At 43.4% G+C, this 24,082-nt stretch carries 25 protein-coding genes and 1 other RNA gene; 16 read left to right on the forward strand and 10 right to left on the reverse strand.

The window, feature by feature from the left end:
• Positions 1-567 precede the first annotated feature (567 nt).
• Positions 568-1,053, reverse strand: coding sequence for an Hsp20/alpha crystallin family protein (locus TY16_RS20475; RefSeq protein ID WP_043933636.1), 486 nt, complete (start codon positions 1,051-1,053; stop codon positions 568-570).
• A gap of 242 nt (positions 1,054-1,295) precedes the next feature.
• On the opposite strand from TY16_RS20475, the gene hcp reads away from it, so the two are divergent.
• Complete coding sequence (gene hcp / locus TY16_RS20480) at positions 1,296-2,597, forward strand: hydroxylamine reductase (protein ID WP_043933637.1); 1,302 nt, start codon at positions 1,296-1,298, stop codon at positions 2,595-2,597.
• Positions 2,598-2,704: 107 nt separating this feature from the next.
• On the opposite strand, the gene TY16_RS20485 is transcribed toward hcp, so the two are convergent.
• Complete coding sequence (locus TY16_RS20485) at positions 2,705-3,400, reverse strand: Crp/Fnr family transcriptional regulator (RefSeq protein WP_043933638.1); 696 nt, start codon at positions 3,398-3,400, stop codon at positions 2,705-2,707.
• A 194-nt stretch (positions 3,401-3,594) separates the two neighbouring features.
• Here TY16_RS20485 and TY16_RS20490 point away from each other — a divergent pair, with 194 nt between their 5' ends.
• The 9 genes from TY16_RS20490 (at position 3,595) to TY16_RS26370 (ending at position 11,393) form a co-directional block, all read left to right on the forward strand.
• On the forward strand, positions 3,595-5,883 hold the full coding sequence (locus TY16_RS20490; RefSeq protein ID WP_043933639.1) for a DEAD/DEAH box helicase: 2,289 nt from the start codon (positions 3,595-3,597) through the stop codon (positions 5,881-5,883).
• 4 nt (positions 5,884-5,887) lie between these two features.
• Positions 5,888-7,198: a ribonuclease H-like domain-containing protein gene (locus tag TY16_RS20495; RefSeq protein WP_052342813.1), complete on the forward strand. Its 1,311-nt coding sequence runs from the start codon at positions 5,888-5,890 to the stop codon at positions 7,196-7,198.
• A 536-nt stretch (positions 7,199-7,734) separates the two neighbouring features.
• Positions 7,735-7,833, forward strand: coding sequence for a hypothetical protein (locus TY16_RS26975; RefSeq protein WP_231505655.1), 99 nt, complete (start codon positions 7,735-7,737; stop codon positions 7,831-7,833).
• Positions 7,834-7,945: 112 nt separating this feature from the next.
• Entirely contained in the window at positions 7,946-8,116 is a 171-nt protein-coding gene (locus TY16_RS27340; protein ID WP_442853258.1) for a CotD family spore coat protein, read from the forward strand.
• A gap of 70 nt (positions 8,117-8,186) precedes the next feature.
• Positions 8,187-8,774, forward strand: coding sequence for a DUF1273 domain-containing protein (locus tag TY16_RS20500; protein WP_043934879.1), 588 nt, complete (start codon positions 8,187-8,189; stop codon positions 8,772-8,774).
• A gap of 96 nt (positions 8,775-8,870) precedes the next feature.
• Positions 8,871-9,182: a cell division regulator GpsB gene (gpsB, locus tag TY16_RS20505; protein WP_043934880.1), complete on the forward strand. Its 312-nt coding sequence runs from the start codon at positions 8,871-8,873 to the stop codon at positions 9,180-9,182.
• Positions 9,183-9,264: 82 nt separating this feature from the next.
• Positions 9,265-9,641, forward strand: an RNA gene (rnpB, locus tag TY16_RS25905) — RNase P RNA component class B.
• A gap of 221 nt (positions 9,642-9,862) precedes the next feature.
• Positions 9,863-10,999: a THUMP domain-containing class I SAM-dependent RNA methyltransferase gene (locus TY16_RS20515; RefSeq protein ID WP_043933641.1), complete on the forward strand. Its 1,137-nt coding sequence runs from the start codon at positions 9,863-9,865 to the stop codon at positions 10,997-10,999.
• Positions 11,000-11,231: 232 nt separating this feature from the next.
• Positions 11,232-11,393, forward strand: a complete 162-nt coding sequence (locus TY16_RS26370; protein WP_155922291.1) for a hypothetical protein — start codon at positions 11,232-11,234, stop codon at positions 11,391-11,393.
• A gap of 57 nt (positions 11,394-11,450) precedes the next feature.
• On the opposite strand, the gene TY16_RS20520 is transcribed toward TY16_RS26370, so the two are convergent.
• The 5 genes from TY16_RS20520 to TY16_RS20540 are packed head-to-tail and all read right to left on the reverse strand — an operon-like array spanning position 11,451 to position 14,178.
• Positions 11,451-11,750 (reverse strand): metal-sulfur cluster assembly factor, encoded by a 300-nt coding sequence (locus TY16_RS20520; protein ID WP_043933642.1) that lies wholly within the window; start codon positions 11,748-11,750, stop codon positions 11,451-11,453.
• A gap of 14 nt (positions 11,751-11,764) precedes the next feature.
• A complete protein-coding gene (locus TY16_RS20525; protein WP_043933643.1) occupies positions 11,765-13,009 on the reverse strand; it encodes a membrane protein in 1,245 nt (414 codons plus the stop codon).
• Between the two features lie 14 nt (positions 13,010-13,023).
• Positions 13,024-13,230 carry a DUF2249 domain-containing protein gene (locus tag TY16_RS20530; protein ID WP_043933644.1) on the reverse strand — a complete coding sequence of 69 codons (207 nt, stop codon included), beginning with the start codon at positions 13,228-13,230 and terminating at the stop codon, positions 13,024-13,026.
• Positions 13,227-13,469: a DUF2249 domain-containing protein gene (locus tag TY16_RS20535; RefSeq protein WP_043933645.1), complete on the reverse strand. Its 243-nt coding sequence runs from the start codon at positions 13,467-13,469 to the stop codon at positions 13,227-13,229. The genes TY16_RS20530 and TY16_RS20535 overlap by 4 nt, the downstream gene beginning before the upstream one ends.
• A 19-nt stretch (positions 13,470-13,488) precedes the next feature.
• A complete protein-coding gene (locus TY16_RS20540) occupies positions 13,489-14,178 on the reverse strand; it encodes a Crp/Fnr family transcriptional regulator (RefSeq protein WP_043933646.1) in 690 nt (229 codons plus the stop codon).
• Between the two features lie 396 nt (positions 14,179-14,574).
• On the opposite strand from TY16_RS20540, the gene TY16_RS20545 reads away from it, so the two are divergent.
• The 3 genes from TY16_RS20545 (at position 14,575) to TY16_RS20555 (ending at position 17,600) form a co-directional block, all read left to right on the forward strand.
• Entirely contained in the window at positions 14,575-14,808 is a 234-nt protein-coding gene (locus tag TY16_RS20545; RefSeq protein ID WP_043933647.1) for a DUF2249 domain-containing protein, read from the forward strand.
• 344 nt (positions 14,809-15,152) lie between these two features.
• Complete coding sequence (locus TY16_RS20550) at positions 15,153-16,682, forward strand: carboxypeptidase M32 (RefSeq protein WP_043934881.1); 1,530 nt, start codon at positions 15,153-15,155, stop codon at positions 16,680-16,682.
• A gap of 9 nt (positions 16,683-16,691) precedes the next feature.
• Positions 16,692-17,600, forward strand: coding sequence for a DMT family transporter (locus TY16_RS20555; RefSeq protein WP_043933648.1), 909 nt, complete (start codon positions 16,692-16,694; stop codon positions 17,598-17,600).
• A 34-nt stretch (positions 17,601-17,634) separates the two neighbouring features.
• Here TY16_RS20555 and TY16_RS20560 read toward each other — a convergent pair whose 3' ends face one another.
• From TY16_RS20560 to TY16_RS20570, 3 genes are read right to left on the reverse strand one after another with little or no spacing between them, the layout of a single operon-like run.
• On the reverse strand, positions 17,635-19,290 hold the full coding sequence (locus TY16_RS20560) for a b(o/a)3-type cytochrome-c oxidase subunit 1 (protein WP_043933649.1): 1,656 nt from the start codon (positions 19,288-19,290) through the stop codon (positions 17,635-17,637).
• Positions 19,290-19,766, reverse strand: a complete 477-nt coding sequence (locus tag TY16_RS20565; RefSeq protein ID WP_043933650.1) for a cytochrome c oxidase subunit II — start codon at positions 19,764-19,766, stop codon at positions 19,290-19,292. Before TY16_RS20565 ends, TY16_RS20560 begins: the two co-directional genes overlap by 1 nt.
• Before the next feature lie 21 nt (positions 19,767-19,787).
• Positions 19,788-19,949: a cytochrome c oxidase subunit 2A gene (locus tag TY16_RS20570; protein WP_043933651.1), complete on the reverse strand. Its 162-nt coding sequence runs from the start codon at positions 19,947-19,949 to the stop codon at positions 19,788-19,790.
• 572 nt (positions 19,950-20,521) lie between these two features.
• On the opposite strand from TY16_RS20570, the gene TY16_RS20575 reads away from it, so the two are divergent.
• From TY16_RS20575 to TY16_RS20590, 3 genes are all read left to right on the forward strand, one after another.
• Positions 20,522-21,295, forward strand: coding sequence for an SDR family NAD(P)-dependent oxidoreductase (locus TY16_RS20575; protein ID WP_043933652.1), 774 nt, complete (start codon positions 20,522-20,524; stop codon positions 21,293-21,295).
• Between the two features lie 1,004 nt (positions 21,296-22,299).
• Positions 22,300-23,382, forward strand: coding sequence for a type III polyketide synthase (locus tag TY16_RS20585; protein WP_043933654.1), 1,083 nt, complete (start codon positions 22,300-22,302; stop codon positions 23,380-23,382).
• Entirely contained in the window at positions 23,379-23,951 is a 573-nt protein-coding gene (locus TY16_RS20590) for an isoprenylcysteine carboxyl methyltransferase family protein (RefSeq protein WP_269320315.1), read from the forward strand. Before TY16_RS20585 ends, TY16_RS20590 begins: the two co-directional genes overlap by 4 nt.
• Positions 23,952-24,082 lie beyond the last annotated feature (131 nt).

Here is a 24,082-nt window from a genome sequence, read left to right on the forward strand (position 1 = left end):
TTGTGAAAGAACAAAAGCGCAAGCGCCTTCGTGACAGGCAAAATGCCGCCTGTCCCTGCGATGATTATTCTGAGGAGCTTTCCTTAGTGGTCATCGCCGTACAAAATGGAGGGACTTCGACTGAGATAAAGGAATCACGAAGAGCGCTAGCGCATTCGTGCATGACTTATCGTAGGGAGGAGGCCTGAAGTTTGCGCACGCGTAGGCGCTGGAGCTAGATGTAGAAACGCTCAGTAATAAAAGTTATCTACAGTCGCGAAATTTATAATTTCCTTAAACATGAGAAAAGAGCGCAGACTGGCTGCGCTCATTAGCTTTTTGTAAAGGTAATTAAAGATATCACCAATGTGGATAGTTCATTTATCCAGACTGTGTATGGTGTTGGTTGACATTTTGCCTTATGAAAAACACTGAAATGTGTCCAATGCGGCTTAATGGGTACATTTCACCTCGTTAAAAACACTGAAACGTGTCCAATGCAACTTTAGTCTAGGTCTACAAAGAATGCTTACAGAATAAACATCCCCAGGGACACGTATGCTTCCACATTCGTTCTTATAGTAGGGTTCAATCTATTTGCAATGTATGGCCTTTGTCTATTGGCAAGGTTATTTTGAGGAGTCCATCTTGATAGGAGGCTTTTGCTTTATGATCAAGAACCGGTTTTGGAAGGTGAACGCTTCTTGTATCACGTCGCTGCGATATGCTTTTGCGATAGCTTCCATGCTCTTCATTTGTCTCTGTTTGTTCGACTTTGTTTTCTATTGAAATGACAACTTGATTTCTAAAAATATCTATATGGATTTGATCTCGCTTAACACCTGCAAGTTCTGCCGTAATGATGTATTCGTTGTTATGATCTTCAAGGCTTACGCGGAAAGGTGAATGTGTGAATGGATTTTGGAAGAAATCATCTATGGACTGAAGGAAGCCTTTTACAGGCGGATAATGCAAAAAGTCATTCAAATATGACAATGGATAATCCGGATCCTTCTGCTTGGAGTTGCGAAGCCCCTTCTGAACATAACGTTTTGTTTTATCTTTTTCGTTCATCCCATCTCCCTCTCTCATAAGTCAATTAGAACCCTTAGGTCCTGTTATAATTCTAAATGTATGAAAATCGATTTTCGATTATATCATATGAAATTGGTAAATAAGAAGTGAAAGTAAATACAACTTGTGAATATTTGAACAATTGATGACAGATGTCAAAGAAGTGATTTACATCACAGGTTTTAACCGGTGCGGCATTATATTCTTGATTAGGAGTAATGAACGAAAGTGAGGAGTTAAACATGTTCTGTTATCAATGTGAACAAACCCCGTCTGGCGGTTGTACGGTCGTCGGAGTTTGCGGGAAAGATGAAACAATTGCAAGTCTCCAGGATACAATCATTTTTGCCCTGAAGGGTATTGCAGCCTACCGGACACACGCAAATCAACTCGGTTTTACGGATTCTTTTGTGGATACGACAACTCATGAAGCTCTTTACATGACCTTAACGAATTCGAATTTCAATGTCCAAGAACATATTGACATGGCAATGAAGGTTGGCCAATCTGCGGTTCGCATGATGGAAGTGCTGGATGAGGCCCATACAAAACGCCTGGGCATTCCGCAGCCTATCCGCGTCAGCCAAAACAAAATCGAAGGTAAGACGATAGTGGTAACAGGGCATAACCTATTCGCGCTTGAGGAGCTATTAAAGCAAACAGAAGGTAAGGGAATTAACATCTATACCCATTCCGAAATGCTCCCTGCCCATGGCTATCCTGCACTGAAGAAATATGCTCACTTGAAGGGTAACATTGGTAAGGCCTGGTATGACCAGCGCCGCCTTTTTGAAAAATTCCCTGGAGCAATCCTGGCAACAACCAATTGTGTTATGCCGATCAAAGGTAGTTACGCTGACAGGATGTTCTCCTATGAAGTGGCTGGCCTTGAAAATGTTCAAAAAATCGTTAATGACGACTTTACTGCTTTAATTGACCGGGCTCTTGAATTGCCTGAGGCCAATATTGAGTCGGAAGAAACACTGCTTACTGGCTTCCACCATGAAACAGTCCTTGGGCTCGCTCCTGAAGTTATTGCGGCGGTCAAGGAAGGGAAAATTAAACGTTTCTTCGTTATTGCTGGCTGTGATGCACCAGGAAAAGGAGGAGAGTACTACCGCGAGCTTGCAACATCGCTGCCTCCTGAAACAGTCATTCTGACAACTTCCTGTGGAAAATTCCGTTTCAATGATGTGGATTATGGAACAGTGCCTGGGACTGAGATTCCTCGCTATATTGACCTTGGCCAGTGCAACAACTCTGGTTCCACAGTTAAAATTGCAAAGGCTTTGGCTGAGGCGTTCGAATGTGAAATCAATGAACTCCCGGTAAGCATCGTCCTTTCCTGGTTTGAGCAAAAAGCAGTTGCAATTTTGTTGGGGCTTTTCAGTCTCGGCATCAAGGACATTCGGATTGGGCCAAAACCGCCTGAATTCATTTCTGCTGGTGTCTTGGAAGTATTGCAAAATGCGTTCAACCTAAAGCTAATTGGTGACGCTCAGGAAGACATGAACGAAATGCTTCAACTTTCTGAAGCAAAATAAGAGAAGAGGTGTCCCATAGATTACTTGGGACACCTCTTTTGTTTAAACCATTAATAGTTAGTCATTTTAACCAAAAATCTAAGGAGTGATGGGAATCTCCATGCTTGTTACTGCAGTATTTGGTCCAAAAGTACTTCTGGATTGAATTTCATGTTTCCATGGCTGTCCATTTCAATTAAACCATCTTTTTTCATTTTTGTTAGTGTCCTGCTCACTGTTTCCCTTGTTGTACCAATCATATTCCCTAAATCCCTGTTCGTAAAATCGCCTTTTAGCAAAACACGTCCATCACTAACTTCAGTGCCATGCCTTTGGCCTAGGCGGACAAGCAGCTTGATGATTTGCTCATTCGTATTATTCAGGATTTGCTCCTCGAGCCGGTTCTGCAAGTCGACAATCCGCTCACCAAGCACACGGAATAGCTTGATACATAATTCCGGATTGTACATCAGGACACTTTCAAACCTGGAAATAGGTACAACAACCAATGTTGCAGGTTCAATTGCCTCCGAATAAGCCGGGTAATCACCTTTCCGGAAAAAGCCGATATGTGGGAACATTTCACCCTTTTGAAGGATATTGACGATTTGTTCTTTCCCGTTTGCATCAGATTTGTAAATTTTTATTTTTCCCTTAAAGACAAAATAAACATTTTCAATGGGATCACCCTGCATGAAAATATGGGCGCCTTTTTTAAATTCCCTGGCGATTGAAATTTCTGCTATTTTATCTAATTCATATCGGTTCAATTCCCGGAATATCGGAAACCATGAAAGCACGGTTCTTATTTCTTCAGCTAGCATTATTCCCCACTCCTAATCATGAAATGTCTCTCTTCATTGTATCAAACCATTTGAATTCGGTAAGAAAATGTTCCGTGTCAAAATCTTGACATTTGTTGGGATTATTTCCCACGAACATTTAGGAACATTAGCAATATATTTTTCTTTTTTAACGAACGTCCATTCGCTACAATAGAGGAAATGGGGTGATGTAAATGAAATTGAGGAAAAACCTCCAAGAAATGCTTGAAAAATTAAAGCTTGATGAACAATTTAAGAATAATATTGTTCATTGGCATACAATTGATGAAAAACCGGCCAGAACGGAATCGATGCCAGAACAGCTGAATCCGTTATTAAAAAAGGCCCTGGAACATAGAGGGGTTTCTGAATTATATACTCACCAGAAAACCGCATTTGAAACAGCGATGTCCGGACAAAGCATCACGGCCGTCACTCCGACAGCCTCTGGGAAAACTCTATGCTATAATCTGCCCGTCCTGCAGACAATCCTGAATGACAGCAGTTCGAGGGCATTATATATGTTTCCAACCAAGGCGCTTGCCCAGGACCAAAAGAGCGAAATTAATGAATTGATCCAGGAAGCGGGCCTTGATATCAATAGCTATACGTACGATGGAGATACACCGGCGAACATTCGGCAAAGAGTGCGAAAGGCCGGCCATGTGGTCATAACGAATCCTGACATGCTCCACAGTGCGATATTGCCACATCATACAAAATGGGTTTCACTGTTTGAAAACCTTAAGTTTGTCGTAATTGACGAACTGCACACATACAGGGGTGTGTTCGGCAGCCATGTTGCGAATGTCATACGCCGGCTTAAGCGGATATGCAGCTATTATGGGAGCAATCCTGTGTTCATTTGTACCTCCGCAACAATCGCCAATCCGCTTGAACTGGCAGAAACCTTGACTGAAACTCATATGGTTTTGGTCGATAATAATGGAGCTCCAACGGGAAGGAAGCATTTTGTTTTTTATAATCCGCCTGTCATTAATAAACCCCTGAACTTAAGGCGAAGCGCAACCCTCGAAGTAAGGAGGATAGCGGGGGAGCTGCTGCGAAATAAAATCCAGACAATTGTTTTTGCCCGGAGCCGGGTTAGGGTTGAAATTATCCTGACTTATCTTCAGGAGCTTGTCAAAAATCAACTTGGCCCAAAATCAATCATGGGCTACCGCGGCGGTTATTTGCCGGCCGAGCGACGGAGGATTGAAAAGGGTCTTCGCAATGGTGACATATACGGTGTCGTCAGTACAAACGCGCTCGAGCTCGGAGTCGACATTGGCCAGCTTCAAGTTTGCATTATGACCGGTTATCCGGGAACAATCTCGAGTGCCTGGCAGCAAGCAGGCCGTGCCGGCAGACGGCATGGTGAAGCGCTTGTGATTATGGTTGCAAGCTCAAGCCCGCTCGACCAGTATGTCATCCAGAATCCGGATTATTTTTTCAATAAGAGCCCCGAAACAGCCAGAATCAATCCGGACAATTTGATAATCCTTATTGACCATCTAAAGTGTGCAGCCTACGAGCTTCCTTTTAAAAAAGATGAAGAATTTGGAGGACTGGGTACTGAAGAGCTGCTCGAATATCTTGTCGAGGAGAGGGTCCTCTACCAAAACGGAGATAAATGGTATTGGATGAATGATTCCTTTCCGGCCCATAACATAAGTTTGAGATCAGCTTCCCAGGAGAATGTCATTATCATTGATCAATCCGATATCGCAAATGTCAGGGTGATTGGTGAAATGGATACATTCTCGGCCATGACCCTGCTGCATGACGAAGCCATTTACCTTCACCAGGGCATTCAGTACCAGGTGGAGAAACTTGATTGGGATGAGAAGAAGGCCTACGTCCGGGAGGTTGACGTTGACTACTATACCGATGCGAATCTCGCGGTCCAATTAAAGGTTCTGGAAGTTGACAAGCTCGCAGAACGGAACGGTGTGGAAATTGGGTACGGGGATGTAAGCGTAAGGGCAATGGCAACGATATTCAAAAAAATAAAATTTGAGACGCATGATAATATAGGTTCAGGACCGATTTTTTTGCCAGAAATGGAGCTGCATACAAGTTCCGCCTGGGTTTCGCTTGAAGATAACCTGGACGAGCTCAAACATGACCGCCTGGAACAAGGACTGATTGGCGCTTCACATGCCCTTTCCAATATTGCTCCATTGTTTGTTATGGCCGACCCTCAAGATATCCATGTTGTTCCCCAGGTTAAGGCCGACCACAATGAGAAGCCTACGATTTTCTTTTATGATAGTTATCCTGGCGGAGTGGGGCTAAGCGACAAACTTTATGCCGGCATGGAATTAGTCCTTGAAGAAGCGGCGGCAATGATTGATAGATGCCCATGTGAAGAAGGCTGCCCATCCTGCATAGGCATGGATGCAACGTCAATGACTGCAAAAAAAGACGCATTTAAAATAACAAATCACTTCCTGGCCGCTGCCAGGAATGCACGGTTGTGATGACATGTCGTTAAAAAATAAATTGAACAGATTAAAGCCCCATCTCTCGGCCAGTCATAAAGATTCATTGTCAAAAGAAATTTTTTCACCAGCTGGCACACAAGCTTCTGAAGCTGTTATTGAACCGCGTCTGGAGAATGTTGGCCACGACATCCCGCAATGGGAGGAATGGGATAAAGCAGGAGTAAAGGCGTTCCATTTTGATGGACAATATTGTTTAGTAAGGGAAGTTGTCTATCCTCTTGACTATAAGCATGGGCGATACAGGTTCTCTGACTTCCTGGAGGCGGTTTCCCTTTGGGAGAAAAGCGGCATAGAGCACCCGCTCTCTTCCAAAGGGCACTCCGCTGAGGAGTTATTCTTTTTTGATACTGAAACGACAGGGCTTGGCGGCGGAACCGGAAATACGATATTCCTGCTGGGCCAGGCAAGTGTCGTAAAAGATAAATTGGTTTTAAAACAGCATATCCTCCCTCATCCTGGAGCAGAAGTACCACTATATCAAAGCTTCCTGGAAAGCATTAATTATAGGACACTGGTCACCTATAATGGAAAATCGTTTGATTGGCCTCAAGTAAAAACAAGGCATACGCTCGTTCGAGAGCATGTACCAAAGCTGCCTGAGTTCGGTCATTTCGATCTTTACCATGCTGCTAGAAGGCTTTGGAAACATAAGCTTGACAGAATGAAGCTATCAGTTGTTGAAACAGAGGTGCTGGAAGTGGAGAGGGAAGATGACATTCCTGGTTTTCTAGCTCCGATGATCTATTTTGATTACGTCGAGACAGGCAGGCCAGATGGAATGCTCGGACTCCTTAAACATAATGAAATTGACATTCTGTCACTTGTTACCTTATATACTCATTTGACTTTCCAGCTTTGCGGCATGGATGGTGAACAGACGAGACAGGAAGCCCTTGAAGTGGGGAAATGGTTTTCGGCCGTCGGAAACCATTCTGAAGCAAGCAGGGCATATACGGGACTCATCGAAGGAAATGACAAAGAGGCCGCTATTGCAAAGCTGAGGCTTGGGTATTCGTTTAAGAAAGGGAAGCAGTGGGACGACGCTTTGGAATATTTCTCTGCAGCTGCTGAATCGCATGCGCTTGAAGTCTCTATCGAAGCCAGTATTGAGGCCGCGAAGATTCTTGAACATAAGTTTAAGGATTACCAGAAGGCACATCGTTTTTCTTCACAGGCTTGCCAGAAGTTTGAATCCGATAAACTCCGCGCAGTATCTGGAACACTTCTTAAAACAGATATGCTTGCCAGGCTTAAAAGGCTGCAAAGGAAGCTGAATATTGGCCAAGATTAAGAAACTTCATACGGTGGTAAATTTGCTTTTATGCCGCAGTTGAACCAGTTAATAATCGGGTAATGACTGCGGTTTTCTCATTATTTCTAGCTCCACAAGTAAGGCTTCGGTAGCATAAGCTTCGCACGAAATTACGCGCTAGCGTAATGAGGAGCGCCTACGCGTGCGCAAACTTCAGGCCTCCTCCCTACGATAAGTCATCATCGAATCGCTTAAGCTCTTCGTGATTCCTTTACCCCACCTTAAAGGACAGTAGGCCTCCTTTGTCGGCAACTGTCCCTAAAGGTCCGATTCATTCACCTAACCATCAGCAAAAAACACTGATGGAAGGTTCATTTTATCTCAGTCGAAGTCCCTCCATTTTGTACGGCGATGACCGAGGCGCTTGCGCTTTTTAAACTTGTCACAAAACGTTCATAATTAAAATTAAAAAATTCGTATTTTCTAGTTGTTAATATGGGTAAAACCCATTAAAATGGGACATTGAGCGTACTTGTTTTTCGACAAATATCATCAATAACGGGGCTGAAGTTTTAATGTATAAAGCAGTATTTTTTCTATTTTTTCTTGTCGTTTTTCTCACAGCATTTGTTTTTACTAATATGAGGGACAGCTTCTACACTTTTTTGTTTTAAAGTAGGCATTGCACCTAAGCATCGATGATTTTTCTGAATAGGCTATTACAGCCAAAATGAAGGAGCGATGCTTATGTTTCCCAGGCCGTTTGTGCCAGGACCAGGTTTTCCAATGGGCCCAGTCCGTGTCCAGCATGTGTACTCAACTGTCGTGATACCGCATTTCCACCCATTCCATACCGTGACTGTCAACCACCAGCGTATTATTCATAAGCACTTTTTCCCGCATTCACATTCAACAATTAACCAACTTACTCACAGGAATCCCTCTGGCCCGGTATGATGCGGTAAAAATCAAACTCAATGAGGGCGAAAAAGCCCTTTTTGTGTTTTATTCCAAGTTCAATGTTAATATGGTAGAAAGAGAAGAAGTATCGGGGGCGATAGCTACGTTTAAAGTTATTGCAATTTCAGGCTATAAGCCTTTTGAATTGGGCATTTTTCAGCCGGATCACCAGGCGGCGTCCTATATAAAAGCAGCCTATAAAAAAGAAATCCTCTCTCTTGCGGAAACAGGCCTTGAATGGGTTCTTATCAGCGGACAGCTTGGTGCCGAGCTTTGGGCAGCAGAAGCAGTTTTCGAACTTCAGGAGGACTTTCCCGATCTTAAACTCGCTGTCATTACTCCGTTTTTGGAACAAGAAGAAAAATGGAACGACAAGAATAAGGAATGGTATGAATCGATTTTGCTCGGTGCGGATTATGTCGATTCTGTCACAAAGAAGAAATATGATAGCCCTAACCAGTTCCGTTTGAAAAATCAATTCCTGATCCAAAAGAGTGATGCGCTTATTCTCTTGTATGACACTGAAAAAGAAGGAAGCCCAAAGTTCATGTATGAATTGGCGCAACAGGTTAATGGGTACTCGGTAAGATTGATAACTTTCTACGATCTTCAGCAAATTGTTGAGGAAGAACAGTTAAATAAGTATGAATACTAACTACGATGAGTGCTTGTGGGAAAAGATAAATTGACAAAAGGGTCTATTTTTGAAAAAATAATAGTTAATGATTGGCTTACTGTAGAGGTGAAAACAATGCTATCGGATAAAATCAAATTGACCGCAAAAGATATCCTTGAACAGGAATTCAAAACAGCGATGCGAGGATACAAACAAGAAGATGTTGATAAGTACCTTGATTTGATTATCAAGGACTATGAAACCTTCCATCAGGAAATCGAGGAGCTGCAGCAGGAAAACCTGCGCCTGAAAAAACAGCTCGAGGAGGCAAGTAAAAGGCCTGCACAGCAGCCGCCTGTTCAGCCTGCCGGAACGACCAATTTCGACATCCTGAAACGCCTTTCCAACCTGGAAAAGCATGTATTCGGCAACAAGCTTTATGATTGATTGACAGGAAGTCCCGTATTTTCCTGAGGTATCCATTGATTAATCTGCAGGAAATACATATAATAGACATTGTTCATGAATTGCGTTCGGGTAATCGCTGCAGCTTTGCTGTAGAGGAAAGTCCATGCTCGCACAGGCTGAGATGCCTGTAGTGTTCGTGCCTGGCGAAAAAATAAGCCAGGGCAGCCTTTTGGGCTGACGGCCGGGAAAATGCCTAAGTCCTTTGGATATGGCATGAATACCTATAAAAGTGCCACAGTGACGGAGCCTTCCTGGAAACAGGAAGGGTGGAACGCGGTAAACCCCACGAGCGAGAAACCCAAACTATGGTAGGGGAACTTTCTCCGCGGAATTCAACGCAGGAGAAGGGCAGGCATTGCCTGGAGATAGATGATTACCACCCTAGTACGAGACTTTTAGTCGCCTGCAGTACAAAGGTACAGAACATGGCTTACAGAACGCAATTTCTGGAAATTATTCAATAACAACAGCTATGGCCCTCCTGAATGGATGGCCTTTTTGTTTTTTTAAGGAACTAGTGAGTCTGTCTTCATGCTATTATCAGAACTGAGCTTGAAAAAAGGGTCTATTGGACATTTGATGTGGGGTATGCAATTCTGTTAACATGTAACATAGTGTGAAATGCGGTTTTACAAGTACATAACAGGTAAGGTGAACAAATGGGTAAATATGAAATAATCGCAACGGCAGCAATGGGACTTGAAGCGCTTGTAGCTAAAGAGGTAAAGGATCTCGGCTATGAAGGCTCAACTGAAAACGGTAAGGTAACGTTCGTTGGGGATGAGCTTGCGATTGCAAGGGCGAATCTTTGGCTAAGGACAGCTGACCGTGTGAAAATAAAAGTCGGTGAGTTTAAAGCTTATACGTTTGATGAATTGTTTGAAAAGACGAAGGCACTACCTTGGGATAAATTTTTACCAGAGGATGCTGAATTTCCTGTTAGCGGAAAGTCTGTAAAATCCAAGTTATTCTCAGTTTCAGATTGCCAGGCGATTGTGAAGAAGGCAATTGTAGAAAAAATGAAACTGCGATACAAAAAAGTTTCCCGATTTGAAGAAACTGGGGCCTTGTACAAGATTGAGGTATCTTTATTGAAGGACGTAGCAACGATCAGCCTGGATACGAGCGGGGCTGGACTGCATAAGCGCGGTTACCGTGCTGGACAAGGGGAGGCGCCTTTAAAGGAAACATTGGCCGCCGCACTTGTACAGCTGACAAATTGGTATCCTGAAAAACCATTCATTGACCCTTTCTGCGGTTCCGGAACGATTCCAATTGAAGCAGCCCTGATAGGCCAGAATATCGCACCTGGTTTCAACCGTGAATTTGTTTCTGAACAATGGAGCTGGATCGGCGAAGATGTTTGGGAGAAAGCCCGTACGGAGGCGGACGATCTTGCAAAATATAACCAGCCGCTTGATATTGCAGGTTACGATATCGACCACCGAATGGTCAAGATTGCGCAGGGCAATGCGTTTGAAGCGGGGCTTGGCGAAATCATTACCTTTAAACAAATGCAGGTCAGAGACTTAACCTCAGACAAGCAATATGGTGTCATCGTCGGCAACCCGCCATATGGAGAACGGCTTGGGGACCGTCCAGCCGTTGAACAAATGTACCGCGAAATGGGCCAGGCCTTTGATAAATTGGATACATGGAGTAAATATATTCTGACTTCCCATGAAGATTTTGAGAAATTTTACGGTAAGCCGGCGACGAAAAAACGCAAGCTTTTCAATGGCTTTATCCGGACAGACTTTTACCAATACTGGGGACCAAGGCCGCCGCGTAACTAATACCGCTTGTATTAGGTTCACTGGTGATTTGGGTGTATGGGCGAAAGTCGATTTGCACTTCTTTTGATTACTAGTGAAAAAGGATAGAAAAGGTTTGGTGAGGCAGCATAATTTCTCTGTTTTTACCTGGTTATAATGGCTTATTTTCATACAAAGTAAAACCCTCCTGGAATAATAACTGCACTCCTTGAATAGGCTAGAACATGTTACCTTTTTTCGGGAGGAATGAACAATGAACCAGGGACCTAACTTTGCTAAAATTGCCGCAGCCATTGCCAGAACCATGGAAATGGCCAGCCAGGATGCGATGTTGAAAGAAAAATCGTTCCTTTTGCTAAAAGAAGCTGAGCAGAATTGGAAGCGGGCTCTGTCGGCAAGGCAGATTGCCAAATAACAAAAACCGGAAGCACACATTAGCTGCTTCCGGTTTTTTATATTTTTTTTGTTGGAACTAGCCTCTAAGCTGTTTCACTGCCTCTGGAGACATCATGTCAGGCGACCAGGCAGGCTGCCAGACAAGATTAACGTGGGCATTCCGGATCTCAGGAAGAGATTCGATCTTGTGTTTGACTCCGCCAATAATACTGTCATGAAGCGGGCAGCCAGGCGTTGTCAGCGTCATGGTGATTTCCGCATCCTGATCATTCACTTGTTTTATATCATATATAAGGCCAAGGTCGACAACGTTAATATTTAATTCCGGGTCAAGAACGTTTTTTAGCTCTGCGTGTATTTTTTCAACTGTATTCATTCAAGAACACTCCTTTACTTTTCCAAAACAAGAATGATTGTAATGCTAATAATGACAAGGGTAATCGATGCAGCAATCTGACCGGCCAGGAATACTACTGTTGATTTATAAAGGAGCGCAAAGAACACAAGTATCGAGGAGGCGGCCAGGGTGATAAACAAAGGGACAGCAGCCTTATCGTTAACCATATCCTTGAGTGCTGGAACTGCAGTTTTCCCAATTTCCTTGCTGTATTTGTGCGTCCACCATAGGAAAGGGACTATTTTATACAGATAGCCAAGGATGCTATAGGCTATCCAAAGCATGATATATACATATAGAAGCGGTCCAATCGTTTCGGCAAGGCTGCCCGCGGAGAAAGATACAAGAGAGGCAAGATGGACAAGGGCACCGAATAAGATACCTAGCAGCGCAAACATGAACGGTTTATCAAGCTTTTTCTTGATTCTTTTTCCGATGATTTGGAGAATATGCCAGGCAAACATCATGAATCCAATCGCCAGCAGTGCTAAACCTAAGCCTAAAAGGACATCGTTTCCTGTCCAGAAGCTTATTGCCGTAACCACAAGCCCTATAGTATAAACCGCGTACACCCAGGCAGCCATTTTCATCCCAAACCCATGGGCAAGTGAAAACATCGGCACCATTTTGTAAGAAAACCCGAAGATCAATAAGGTGAACCAACCGGCTGTTCCTAGTAAAATGTGGCTTTTCAATATTGGAATGTAGGCATCTCCGCCTGATCCGGTTTTCATTGACCAAACCATTGTAATCCCTAATATGATTGTCACTAGCAGGCAGACTAGTGCAGATCCGACGAAAAGTGTCAGGATGTTAGGCTTAGCCTGCTTTCTCAGCGTCATACCCATTTGAAAAATAAACATCAGAATGCCAATCAGCATTAGCACCCCGGGTAGAAACGCATTTCCAGGACTAACATATAGCATTAATGAAAATAGCGTAATACCGATAGCAGTGACAGCAAACTGGACAAACCCGAATTTTTCGCTCCAGATGGGTGTTAGAAACGCGACAGGTACCAGCTGATACACCGCCCCCATTGCCGTCATCAGCGCCCATCCCAGCAACAATAGGTGAGCCGCTGACCAAATAGCAGGAATCCGGAATACTCCTTCAGAAACCATGTCGCCATTTACAATCAGCAATACCTGGGAAGTAACAAGGGAAACGAGCGCTATTAGAATAAATGCAAATGGCAGCTTTATATTTGTTTCATTCCCTGAAGTTTGTTGAATCATCTAAATCACACCTTTTATCGAAAAATCTCAATCTTGTAGCTGCCATCTTCCTGTTCCTCAGTCCGCTGCTTAAGCCCAAGCTCCTGTAGCTGCTCATAAAGGAACATTGGGCGGCGGTCATTAATAATGGTCAGTGTTTGATTTTTACCAAGTGTTTCAAGGGTGGCTAATGTCCGCATCATCGGCTGCGGCGGTTCAAGTCCGCGGTTATCAAGAATCATGAATGTGCACCTCTCTTGGTAAAGGTCACTTTCCAATGTTTCTTTTCCAACTCCTCAAGGTCGTGAGTGAACCCTTTCGCTTTCATGACCGCAAATAGAGGAACAGGCTTGAATGGGGCATGAAGGATAAATGCATCATTTTCCTCGAGCCCTCTAATTGCGTCCATAATCTTTTGGAATGGTTCAATCTTATTTTTTAAATCCTCCCGAACATCCAATTCAATGATCTTATTTTCCATAGGTAATCCTCTCCCTTTATTAAAATAGTTCCGATTGCAGTGCTTCGGAGTTAATGAGATAAAATCCCGAATCATCCTGTTCAATAAACTTTTTCTTCTTTAAGTGGTTTACTGTTCGAGAGACGGTTTCCCTCGAAGTTCCAATCATGTTGGCCAACTCGCGGTTCGTGAATTGGGTAGTCAATCTGTGAAGGTCCCCCAGCTCGACTCCGTTTGATTTAGTAAGTCTGAGCAAAAGAAGGACGATTTGCTCATAGGTATTATGAAGGATTTGGGCTTCAAGCCTTTCCTGAAGGTCGACTATCTTTTCACCAAGTACCTTGAATAACTTAATGCTCAGCTCAGGATAGGCGATCAGCACTTTTTCGAATTCATTAATTGGAATAACCACTAATTGAGCTTCTTCAATGATCTCTGCATGTGCAGGGTAGTTTCCTTTTCTAAAAAATCCTGCATGCGGGAACATTTCTCCGGCCTCTAAAACTGAAACGATTTGTTCTTTCCCGGCAGAATCTGTTTTGTAAATTTTCACCTTACCGGAATGAATGAAAAAGACACGGTCAAGAGGATCATCCTGCATAAACACATACATTTTATTTTTAAAATTGCGCGCCTGGGCGATTTTAACTAGCTCCTCCAATTCACAAAAATTCAACTCCCTGAAAATTGGAACGGCTGATAACCGTTTAATGATGTCAGTCCGCTTCATCGGCATCACCTTTTACCCTATATATTTGTTGTTAACCACAGTGTATCAGGGTTAAAAAGCCAAATATGTGATGTTCATCACGCTCATTTAAAATTAAAGTGCCCTGTGTGAAAAATCGCAGTAAGGCCATGGACTTCAGCACTTTTAACAGTTTTGTGAACATGTAGAATTTCATTTGTAAACCAAAAAGAAAGGAAGTTTAGGAAATGGAACTACAAAGAGAAACGAAAGTCCCGAAAGTCGTGAAAGCGAACAAAAATGGATCTTGCCGAGGACGACGATCAGGAATAAAAGCAGCATTAGCTGTTTTTAAGCCAATGTGATACAGCGCACAGCAGCCATACTACACGGCAGTTATAATCAAAAAGAAATAACAACATTACAGGAGTGATAATAATGAAAACTTTTGCTGCAGTTGTAAATGTTCCTGATTTCCCGCCTCGTGAAAAGCACCCAACTATTTTTCGGACGTTTGACAGCCTGAACAAGGGTGAAAAAATGCAAATCGTCAACGATCACGATCCACGCCCGCTGCTTTATCAATTCATGATGGAACGTCCTGAAATCTTTGAATGGCAATACCTTGAGGAAGGACCGGAAACCTGGAAGGTCTCGATTCTGAGGAAATAATAGATTGAAGCCCCGAGGTTAGTGAACTCGGGGTTATATCTTTTTAAAAATTTTCGAGTACAATTCAGTGCCGCCCGGCAAGTGAAATGTCCTTGAAATTAGGTTTCGAGTACATTTCGATGTCGCCGTGCAAGTGAAATGTCCTTGAAATAGGGTTTCGAGTACAATTCGATGTCGCTTGGGAGGTGGAATGTCCTTGAAATGGAGTTTCGAGTACATTTCGATGCTACCTAGTAAGTAAAATGTACTCGTACTTGCCTTATCTCTTTCGACTGGCTCTCAAACCCATGTGCAAAAAAGGTCCCTTCAGCCCTATGTACTTACTTTCTGAAAAATGTGATAAAATGGGCACAGGAAAGGGGAGAAGTGAGTTGGATCAAACAAAATTAGAATCAGAATTTCTGGACTACATAAAGAAAATGGCAGCATACCAAGAGGCGTTAGGATTAATTTACTGGGATTTGCGGACTGGGGCGCCTAGAGACGGCCATGATCAACGCGCTGAAGTGATAGGGATGTTGTCTTCAGAAGTGTTCAACATGTCCGTTTCCGAGCAGATGGCTGAATACATAGAAGGGCTTACAGGCGGCGAGATTAGTGAAATTACGGCAGCGTCATTAAAAGAATGCAAAAAACAATATGACCTGAACAAAAAGATTCCTGCCGATGAATATCGTGAGTTTGTGGTTCTCCAATCCAAAGCGGAATCGGTATGGGAAAAGGCGAAGGAAACTTCTGATTTTGCATTGTTCCTGCCATATCTTGAAAAGCTGATTGATACGACAAAACGGTTCATCACTTATTGGGGGTATGAAGGAAATAGATACAATACGTTGCTTGACCAATATGAACCTGGAGTTACCGTGGAAGTACTGGACGATGTTTTTGCCAGGCTGCGCGACAATATCGTACCACTAGTCCAAAAAATCTCCCAATCGAATAAACTAGAAACAGAATTTCTTTTCAAGCATTTCCCGAAGGAAGCTCAGAAAGGCTATAGCCTCGAAGCACTTAGCCAAATTGGATACAACTTCGATGCTGGCAGGCTCGACGAAACGGTCCATCCATTCGCAACCGGTTTGAATCCAGGTGATGTCAGGGTTACAACCAATTATGATGAACACGATTTCCGGGTAGCAGTTTTTGGTACCATCCACGAGGGAGGCCATGCCCTTTATGAACAGAATATTTCGAAGGACTTGATTGGCACCCCGCTTTGCGATGGAACCTCAATGGGGATCCATGAGTCTCAGTCACTATTTTATGAAAACTTTATTGGCCGAAGCCAGGGCTTTTGGAAAAACAATTATAGCTTGTTGAAACAGTATGCTGAGGGGCAATTCGATGATGTTAGTGTTGAAAGCTTCTACAAAGCAATCAATGAATCAAAGCCATCGCTGATTCGCATTGAAGCGGATGAACTGACATATCCTTTGCATATCATTATCCGCTATGAAATTGAAAAGGCTTTGTTCAACGATGAAATCCAGCCAGCTGACCTGCCAGAAGTTTGGAACAGGAAGTATGAGGAGTACCTCGGCATCCGGCCTGAAAATGATGCGGAAGGAGTCCTGCAAGATGTCCATTGGGCAGGAGGGTCGTTCGGGTATTTCCCGTCCTATGCGCTTGGTTATATGTATGCCGCTCAATTCATGAACAAGCTGAAGTCCGAAATGCCTAACTTCAACATCATGCTTGAGGAGGGAAATCTCCTGCCGATTAAGGAGTGGCTAACCAAGAATGTCCATCAATATGGGAAAATGAAGCAGCCACTCGAGATCCTTCAGGATGTAACCGGGGAAGGGCTGAATCCACAATACTTGATTGATTATCTCCATGAAAAATACGGTAAGCTATACGCACTGGCCGAATAGGTGTGCGGGATGACTTTTAAGAATAAACTCCCTTTGGTGTTAATTGCCCTTGGCGCGGCGTTATGGGGGACAATCGCAATTTTTGTAAGGGGCCTTGCCGGACTCGGTTTAAGTTCAATGGAAATTGTAACAGTCCGGGTGGTACTTGCAACAATCTTGCTTGCGTTTATTGGATTGCTCAACTACCGGAATGAGCTGGCTGTTCGGGCAAAGGATAGCTGGATGTTTGTCGGAACCGGGATTTTCAGCATCGTTTTCTTTAATTGGTGCTATTTTACGTCATTAAATAATATGGACGTTTCAATGGCTGTCATTCTTTTATATACCTCGCCGATTTTTGTTTCGATCCTTTCGTTTTTCGTCTTCCGGGAAAGATTTACAAGGATGAAAACGCTGGCTTTGGCAGGGACGTTCCTTGGCGTGGTCCTTGTATCTGGCATTAATGGGAACAGTACCGAGATTGGGCTATGGGGCTTGTTGATTGGCATTGGCGCTGGGTTCGGTTATGCCTTATATAGCATTTTTGGGAAAATTGCCCTGAAAAAGTATACAACCTTTACTGTTACGTTTTACACCTTTCTGGCTGCTTCGCTCTTTCTTGTCCCATATACGCAAATATGGAAGAAAGCACCGCTGCTGCTTGAAGGGGAGACGCTTTTATATGAAATAGGCCTGGCCCTTTTCCCGACCGTGCTCGCCTATTTCCTCTATACAAAAGGACTCGAAAAAACCGACAGCTCGTTGGCTTCCATCATTGCAACAGTTGAGCCGATGGTCGCAACCTTAATCGGAATTTTTATGTTCGGTGAAAACATAAGTCTTATCCAACTTGCCGGCGCACTTTTCATTCTGTTATCTGTATCGGTTGCTAATTTGGAAGGCGGGATAAGAACACATAAAAAAGGGCTCCAGTCGTAATTAACGACGGAGCCCTTTGAGTTTTAAAGTACGTTTACCATGTAACCCAGCCCTTGGAACCTTCAGGTGCCTGCTGGATAATATCCATAAGCGGAATCGTATAAGCAAACAAAATCAGGACGGCAGTGATGCCAAGCCAAACCTTCCAGTTTTCGAAAAGCGCAGGGGCTTTTTCTGTTGGGTCGCTTGCTTCTGCAACCGGGAATTCCTCTTCACCCTTAGGAGAGAAGAAAGCCAAATTAACAAAGATTATTAAGACGAGAATAATTCCAATGAACAGGATTGATCCGCCGATTGCCTGTGCAACCTGGTAAGGAATCCATTCAGCTGCCTGGGCGGAACCGCCATATTCAGAGAACGAAGATCGGCGCGGTGCCCCCAGAAGCCCTGCTGCATGCATGGCACCGGACATGAAGGTCATGCCGACAACCCACACCCAGGCCTGGATAATCGCAAGCTTGTTCATTGATTTTGTGAGCTTCCTGCCTGTCAAATGCGGTATCAGCCAGTACGAAATCCCGAAGAATGTCAGGATGACGGTTGTTGCCAAAGTCAGGTGGAAGTGACCAGTTACCCAAATCGTGTTGTGAACAACCTGGTTCATTTGGTGGGAAGCATTAATGATACCTCCTGCACCTGCCGGTATAAAAGCAGCCATGCCGATGAAGGGAACCGTGAACCTTGCGTCTCCCCATGGAAGCGTCTTAATCCAGCCAAACAAACCGGTCCCGCCTTTGGCGCGGCCTGTTCTTTCAAAGGTAGCGAACATTGAGAACGCCGTCATAAGTGACGGAACAATAACCATGAATGTTAAGATGACCTGAATAAACTTCCAAGTTGGGTCAATCCCTGGCTCAGTGAGCTGGTGATGGAATCCGACCGGGATCGAGAATATCAGGAATAGCAGGAACGATAATCTTGCAAGCGAGTCAGAAAAGATTTTTCCGCCAATGATCTTCGGGATAATTACATACCACGCCATATAGGCAGGAAGGAGCCAGAAGTAAACGAGCGGATGGCCGAAATACCAGAACAGCGTCCGGCTAATCAGCACGTCAACAGTGTCAACAATCCCAAGTGACCATGGAAGAAGCTGGAACAGTACGGTTGCTGCGACACCAATAGTTGCAACAATCCAAAGGACGGTATTGATCACAACCATAAAGGTTAAAAGCGGACCGGTTTTTCCAGGATTATTCCGTTTCCATCTGATATAGCCCATAATATTGGATGCACCGCAAATCCAGCTGCCAACAACAACAAACGTCAGGCCGGCATAAAAGATTGGGTGTGCCATTAGCGGCGCATAGAAGGTAAACAGGACAGTTGCTTTATTTAATAAAATCATAACAGCTGCCATGAGTGTACCGGCAGTCATTGTCCAAAAACCAATCCAGCCAGTCAAGCGGGCTTTATCGGTAAATGTCCCGGCTGTCCGACTCACTGCTGCCGTTTGGAAGCCCATGATGAAGAATGTTGTCAAAACAAGGCCCAGCAATACACCGTGGACGGTTAAAACTTGGTAGTAGTCAATTCCCCAGGGAAGCTTGAATTCACCTGAACGGACTAGCACTTGCAGAAGACCCATCAGCCCTCCAAGTGCAAGCGCAATAAAAGCTACATAAAAATGGGCCATGGAAAGCTTTGCATCGCGAGGATCGACTTTTGTTTGAATGGTAGTTTCCTGCATTACTCAATCACCTCAATTGTCGAGTGCATTAAATGGTGTCCAGATCCGCAATATTCGTTGCAGACAATCAGGAATTCCCCCAGCTTGTCGAAGGTCGTAACGAATTCGCTGATATAGCCAGGCTCGAGCATCATGTTGATATTTGTTCCAGCAACCTCAAAGCCATGGATAACATCCGTTGTTGTAGCGATAACTTTTACTTTTGCTCCAAACGGTACTTCTATTTTCGCAGGATTATAGGAAAAAGCGGAAGCGACATAGACAAGTTCATAGTCCCAATCCTTGCCTTCGACCTTATTAAGGCCAGGCTGGTCGAATGGAGCAATTGTCCCGACTTCTTCAACATTGATAGTCTTTATAGCGCTGGGAGGCTGGTGTCCCATATGGAAAGCGCTTACCCCGACGGTTGTCAGGAAGATGGCCAGAATTGAAATACCGAATATGAGCCATAGTTTTTCTGATTTATGGATATGCATGAAAAAATCCCCCTTTCTTTCTTAAAAGCGGTCCAGGAATAAGAAGTAAACGCCTAACCACGAAACGATGATAAACAACCCCAATAAAAATACAGAAACCATTGTCCCTTTCAATGGCTGATCCGTGCCAGCGGTTTTGTGTTTCACCTTATGGGCGGTTTTTGCTGATTCTATCTTTGCCATCCCCTCGCACTCCCTTCTAAATAGTTAAAAAAATCAATAAGTTCTTCTTCATCATACAAATTTCTCAAAAAAGTAAAATATGGTTTTCTAAAATTCACAAAGTGTTCATAACTATGTTTTACCTATGTTAATAGTGAAAACTTATTAAATCAGTGATTTAAATCACAATTTGTGTAAATCGAATTGTGTCTAAAAATTGAACGGCTGTTTACAACTATGTGAACTTTGGTGATTTTGAGTGACATTTCTAACAGGTTGAAGGATGAAATCCGGTTTTAAACTCTTTTTCATTCACGCTGGAAACAGAAAAAAATAAGATGTAATAATACCATTTTTGAAGTGTGAAAGCGGGGAAGGATCATGGAAAAATATTATTGTGAAAAATGCCGTCTGCTCTACAATTCACCTACAACTTGCAAAAATTGCGGAGAACAGGCTGCAAATAAAATCTGGATAGAGGTCCAGAAACATAAGAAGAATTCCTAGGGGCACCGACTTAAACGGTGCTTTTTCTATATTAGTTTTTTATAATTAAAGAGTAGGAAATAGGGATGGAGGAAGGATGATTAACTATGTTTTTACCATCATTTCGCCTGGACGGTAAACGGGCGATTGTTACGGGGGCAGGCAGAGGGATAGGAAGGGCACTCTCATTGGCGCTTGCTGAAGCTGGAGCCGACGTGGCTATCCTATCCAGGACCGCATCTGACCTGGGAGAAACATCAGAACTTATACATAAGCAAGGAAGAAGAGCGTTAATTATCCCGGGGGATGTGACGAAAAGGGAGTTTGCTGTACAGGCCATCCGCACGGTGAAGGAAGAATGGGGCGGGGTGGATATCCTCATTAACAACGCAGGGATGAACATCCGCTCAAAGGCTCTGGATGTGACAGATGATGAATGGGAAACAATCATGAACACTAATTTAAAATCAGCCTTTATGTTCTCGCAGGAAACAGGACGGGTAATGAAAGAGCAGGGAACAGGCGGCAGGATTTTATCAATTACATCAGTTGGCGGCCATGTTGCATTAAGAACTGGCGTTGTTTATGCAGCAACAAAGGCTGCAATCATCCAAATGACAAAAGTGCTGGCCCTAGAATGGGGACAGTACAACATCAATGTGAATGCCATTGGACCTTGGTACTTTAAGACGCCTTTAACTGAAAAACTCCTTGCCGATCAGGAATATGTGAAGGATATCCTAGACGTGACTCCTTTGAAGCGGGTAGGTGAACTGCCTGAACTGGCAGGTCCTGCTATATTTCTTGCCTCGGACGCAGGAAGCTATGTACATGGGCAGACGTTATTTGTTGATGGCGGGATGACAATCCAGGGATTTTAGGCAGTTTTTTGGAAAAGTTTTAATAATGAACTATACACCAATACGGTTTATACTTAAATTGCACAGCAACAAACCTTCAAAACGTTTGCTTCCTCAGTTCGGGGAAGCATTTTTTATATTGTTTAAGAATAGTAGATTTCGCTATTGTGGATAGTTCTTTTGCCAGGATGTCTTCATTTTACTTAACAAGGTAGGCTTTGGAAGCATAAACAGGTCGGTCTTTGAGTAAAAACTTAATTAGTATGCGATTCGCAGTGGGATTATCAACTGATTTTCACTGCGATTTTTGATAAAAAGAGTTATCAATAAAAATAACCCCTAACGAGAAGAAATGGTAAAGGATTATTCAATAGTAATGATGAATTTACTACTATTAATCGGTTGAAATCTTAAAGGAATCTTTATAAACAGCTTTTCAATGCAAAATAAAAGGGGAGAGTTTTTTGAAAAACTTTATTCTATATTGGAGAATATTTGTGATAGTGGCTTTAGTGGTGCTTTTCCTGTCCAATGTTATAAGTCAATTCACCTTCCTATCATTTCTGTCAGCAATTATTATCTTTTATGGGATTCCTTGGTTATATACAAAGGCAACGAAAAAATAGAAAGTGTACTTAAAGGCAATGATGCCTTCAAAAGATTGGTATATAGATGATTGGAGACAAAATACTCCAATCGTTTTTTGTTAAAATTACTTACAAAATTCTTGTTCATTGGTATTTTCCATTTTATACAAAAAGCCAAACCCGTTCACTTTGTAGGATTCTTCGCAAATACCAAAGCTGCATGCACTTTTATTCTCAGGCGCCTTAAGGAGATTGGGTATAATTTTTGCCAAAAAAGGGAATGGGTCTATACCCACCCTGAATAAAGATGGGAAAAAAACTGCCATTCGCCCAGCCATTCGGCGAAAGGCATAGTTTTTCTTATGCGTTAGGAAAGTATACATATATACTTTCCTATTAGCCAAAAATACCCTTACTGCCCTTTAAGGAGAATGATATATGCCAGCAGTCTTATCAGTAGCCGAGGCCTTGCCTCCTTTCAAAGTGGAACAAGAGAGTGCCGTTGAGTTTGCCAGAGAAATGTTCTCAGATACTTTTAAGGACATTGAGCGATTATTGAAAGCTTTTCAGAATGGGCAAATCGAAAGCAGAAGATTTGCTAAAGATATAGAATGGTTCAAACAGGATCGGGGCTTCGCGGAGCGGAATGACGCCTTCATTGAATTAGCAGTGCAATTAGGCAGCGAGGCAATTGCACGCTGTCTCGACAACTCCACATTTCTTAAGCGTGCTGTAGATTATAGTGAAATCGAAGCAATTTTCTTCATAACTACTACTGGGCTTGCAACGCCGAGTATTGATGCGAGAATTATGAACAAACTGCCGTTTTCGCCCCATACGAAGAGAATACCGATTTGGGGACTTGGATGCGCTGGCGGTGCCGCGGGTCTGTCAAGGGCGTATGAGTATTGCCTTGCTTTTCCAAAATCTAAGGTTCTTGTCCTAAGTGTTGAGCTTTGCAGCTTGACCTTTCAAAAAAATGATCGCTCCAAGAGCAACCTGATCGGCACATCCCTATTTGCCGACGGGGTCAGCTGTGCATTTATTTGTGGAGATGAAGTAACTGGCTTACACAATGGCAGTGTCCCCGAAATAGTTGCAACACATTCGACATTGATGCCTAATTCACTGGATGTGATGGGCTGGGATATTAAAAACGAAGGGCTTTATGTAATTTTTTCTCGTGACATCCCGACGATCATTGAAGGATGGCTAAAGCCGAATGTTACAGCGTTTTTGGACGAGCAGGGGGTGAGCCTGGGAGACCTCCGCCACTTTATCGCGCACCCTGGCGGGAAAAAAGTCCTCGATTCATATGTTGCTTCTTTAGGCCTTGAACCGTCGATGACCAGTATTTCAGCCGATGTGCTCCGGCATTATGGGAATATGTCGTCTGCTACCATCCTTTATGTTTTACGTAGGCATATGGAACTGCAGCCAAGTGCGGGGGAACTTGGTCTTGCTGCCGCCCTTGGGCCGGGCTTTAGTTCTGAGCTTCTTTTGGTGAGGTGGAAGGAATGATACTGTTTATTGCGATTCTGTCAGTCGTCATCGTCCAGCGTCTCCTGGAGCTCACTATCGCACGCAGGAATGAAAAGTGGATGAAGGAAAAAGGAGCGATTGAATTCGGCAAGGGTCACTATCCTTGGATGGTATTGATGCATATTGCATTTTTTGTTTCGCTGATAGCCGAAGTCCTTATTTTTAAAAGGGGGCTCTCACCTCTTTGGCCGTTATTCTTATTGGTGTTTCTGCTGGCGCAGGCAGGGAGGATTTGGTCGCTTGCGTCATTGGGCAAGTATTGGAATACAAAGATCATTGTCCTTCCTGGGGCTGAGGTTGTCCAAAAAGGGCCGTATCGGTTTATCCGCCACCCAAATTATCTGATAGTTGCTCTGGAGCTGTTGACTCTGCCACTCATTTTTCAGGCGTATTATACAGCAATTTTGTTTATGGCTCTGAATTTTATGATGATGTCAGTCAGGATTCCAGCCGAAGAAGCAGCATTAAAGAAGCTGACCGAGTATGAGCGGGAGAAGGGAAGGCAGAGTAGATTTATTCCTCAAATGTTAAAGAAGTTTGACAATTGACTGCGGCTTATTGAAAACGTTTATCATTCATGATACACTTTCCTTAACGATGAAAATCATTCTCACTCAGGAAGGTGTTACATATGGCTGTTGTTTTCGTTGGAGGAACCGTTGTCATTTACGCCGCAGTA

The sequence above is a fragment of the Bacillus sp. EB01 genome, assembly GCF_000613125.1.
Classification (GTDB): domain Bacteria; phylum Bacillota; class Bacilli; order Bacillales; family Cytobacillaceae; genus Bacillus_D.

Coding starts and splice junctions, on each gene's coding strand:
- TY16_RS20475 (WP_043933636.1), bottom strand. CDS start 1,053: ATGAACGAAAAAGATAAAACAAAACGTTATGTTCAGAAGGGGCTTCGC.
- hcp (WP_043933637.1), top strand. CDS start 1,296: ATGTTCTGTTATCAATGTGAACAAACCCCGTCTGGCGGTTGTACGGTC.
- TY16_RS20485 (WP_043933638.1), bottom strand. CDS start 3,400: ATGCTAGCTGAAGAAATAAGAACCGTGCTTTCATGGTTTCCGATATTC.
- TY16_RS20490 (WP_043933639.1), top strand. CDS start 3,595: ATGAAATTGAGGAAAAACCTCCAAGAAATGCTTGAAAAATTAAAGCTT.
- TY16_RS20495 (WP_052342813.1), top strand. CDS start 5,888: ATGTCGTTAAAAAATAAATTGAACAGATTAAAGCCCCATCTCTCGGCC.
- TY16_RS26975 (WP_231505655.1), top strand. CDS start 7,735: ATGTATAAAGCAGTATTTTTTCTATTTTTTCTTGTCGTTTTTCTCACA.
- TY16_RS27340 (WP_442853258.1), top strand. CDS start 7,946: ATGGGCCCAGTCCGTGTCCAGCATGTGTACTCAACTGTCGTGATACCG.
- TY16_RS20500 (WP_043934879.1), top strand. CDS start 8,187: ATGGTAGAAAGAGAAGAAGTATCGGGGGCGATAGCTACGTTTAAAGTT.
- gpsB (WP_043934880.1), top strand. CDS start 8,871: ATGCTATCGGATAAAATCAAATTGACCGCAAAAGATATCCTTGAACAG.
- TY16_RS20515 (WP_043933641.1), top strand. CDS start 9,863: ATGGGTAAATATGAAATAATCGCAACGGCAGCAATGGGACTTGAAGCG.
- TY16_RS26370 (WP_155922291.1), top strand. CDS start 11,232: ATGAACCAGGGACCTAACTTTGCTAAAATTGCCGCAGCCATTGCCAGA.
- TY16_RS20520 (WP_043933642.1), bottom strand. CDS start 11,750: ATGAATACAGTTGAAAAAATACACGCAGAGCTAAAAAACGTTCTTGAC.
- TY16_RS20525 (WP_043933643.1), bottom strand. CDS start 13,009: ATGATTCAACAAACTTCAGGGAATGAAACAAATATAAAGCTGCCATTT.
- TY16_RS20530 (WP_043933644.1), bottom strand. CDS start 13,230: ATGATTCTTGATAACCGCGGACTTGAACCGCCGCAGCCGATGATGCGG.
- TY16_RS20535 (WP_043933645.1), bottom strand. CDS start 13,469: ATGGAAAATAAGATCATTGAATTGGATGTTCGGGAGGATTTAAAAAAT.
- TY16_RS20540 (WP_043933646.1), bottom strand. CDS start 14,178: ATGAAGCGGACTGACATCATTAAACGGTTATCAGCCGTTCCAATTTTC.
- TY16_RS20545 (WP_043933647.1), top strand. CDS start 14,575: ATGAAAACTTTTGCTGCAGTTGTAAATGTTCCTGATTTCCCGCCTCGT.
- TY16_RS20550 (WP_043934881.1), top strand. CDS start 15,153: ATGGGCACAGGAAAGGGGAGAAGTGAGTTGGATCAAACAAAATTAGAA.
- TY16_RS20555 (WP_043933648.1), top strand. CDS start 16,692: ATGACTTTTAAGAATAAACTCCCTTTGGTGTTAATTGCCCTTGGCGCG.
- TY16_RS20560 (WP_043933649.1), bottom strand. CDS start 19,290: ATGCAGGAAACTACCATTCAAACAAAAGTCGATCCTCGCGATGCAAAG.
- TY16_RS20565 (WP_043933650.1), bottom strand. CDS start 19,766: ATGCATATCCATAAATCAGAAAAACTATGGCTCATATTCGGTATTTCA.
- TY16_RS20570 (WP_043933651.1), bottom strand. CDS start 19,949: ATGGCAAAGATAGAATCAGCAAAAACCGCCCATAAGGTGAAACACAAA.
- TY16_RS20575 (WP_043933652.1), top strand. CDS start 20,522: ATGTTTTTACCATCATTTCGCCTGGACGGTAAACGGGCGATTGTTACG.
- TY16_RS20585 (WP_043933654.1), top strand. CDS start 22,300: ATGCCAGCAGTCTTATCAGTAGCCGAGGCCTTGCCTCCTTTCAAAGTG.
- TY16_RS20590 (WP_269320315.1), top strand. CDS start 23,379: ATGATACTGTTTATTGCGATTCTGTCAGTCGTCATCGTCCAGCGTCTC.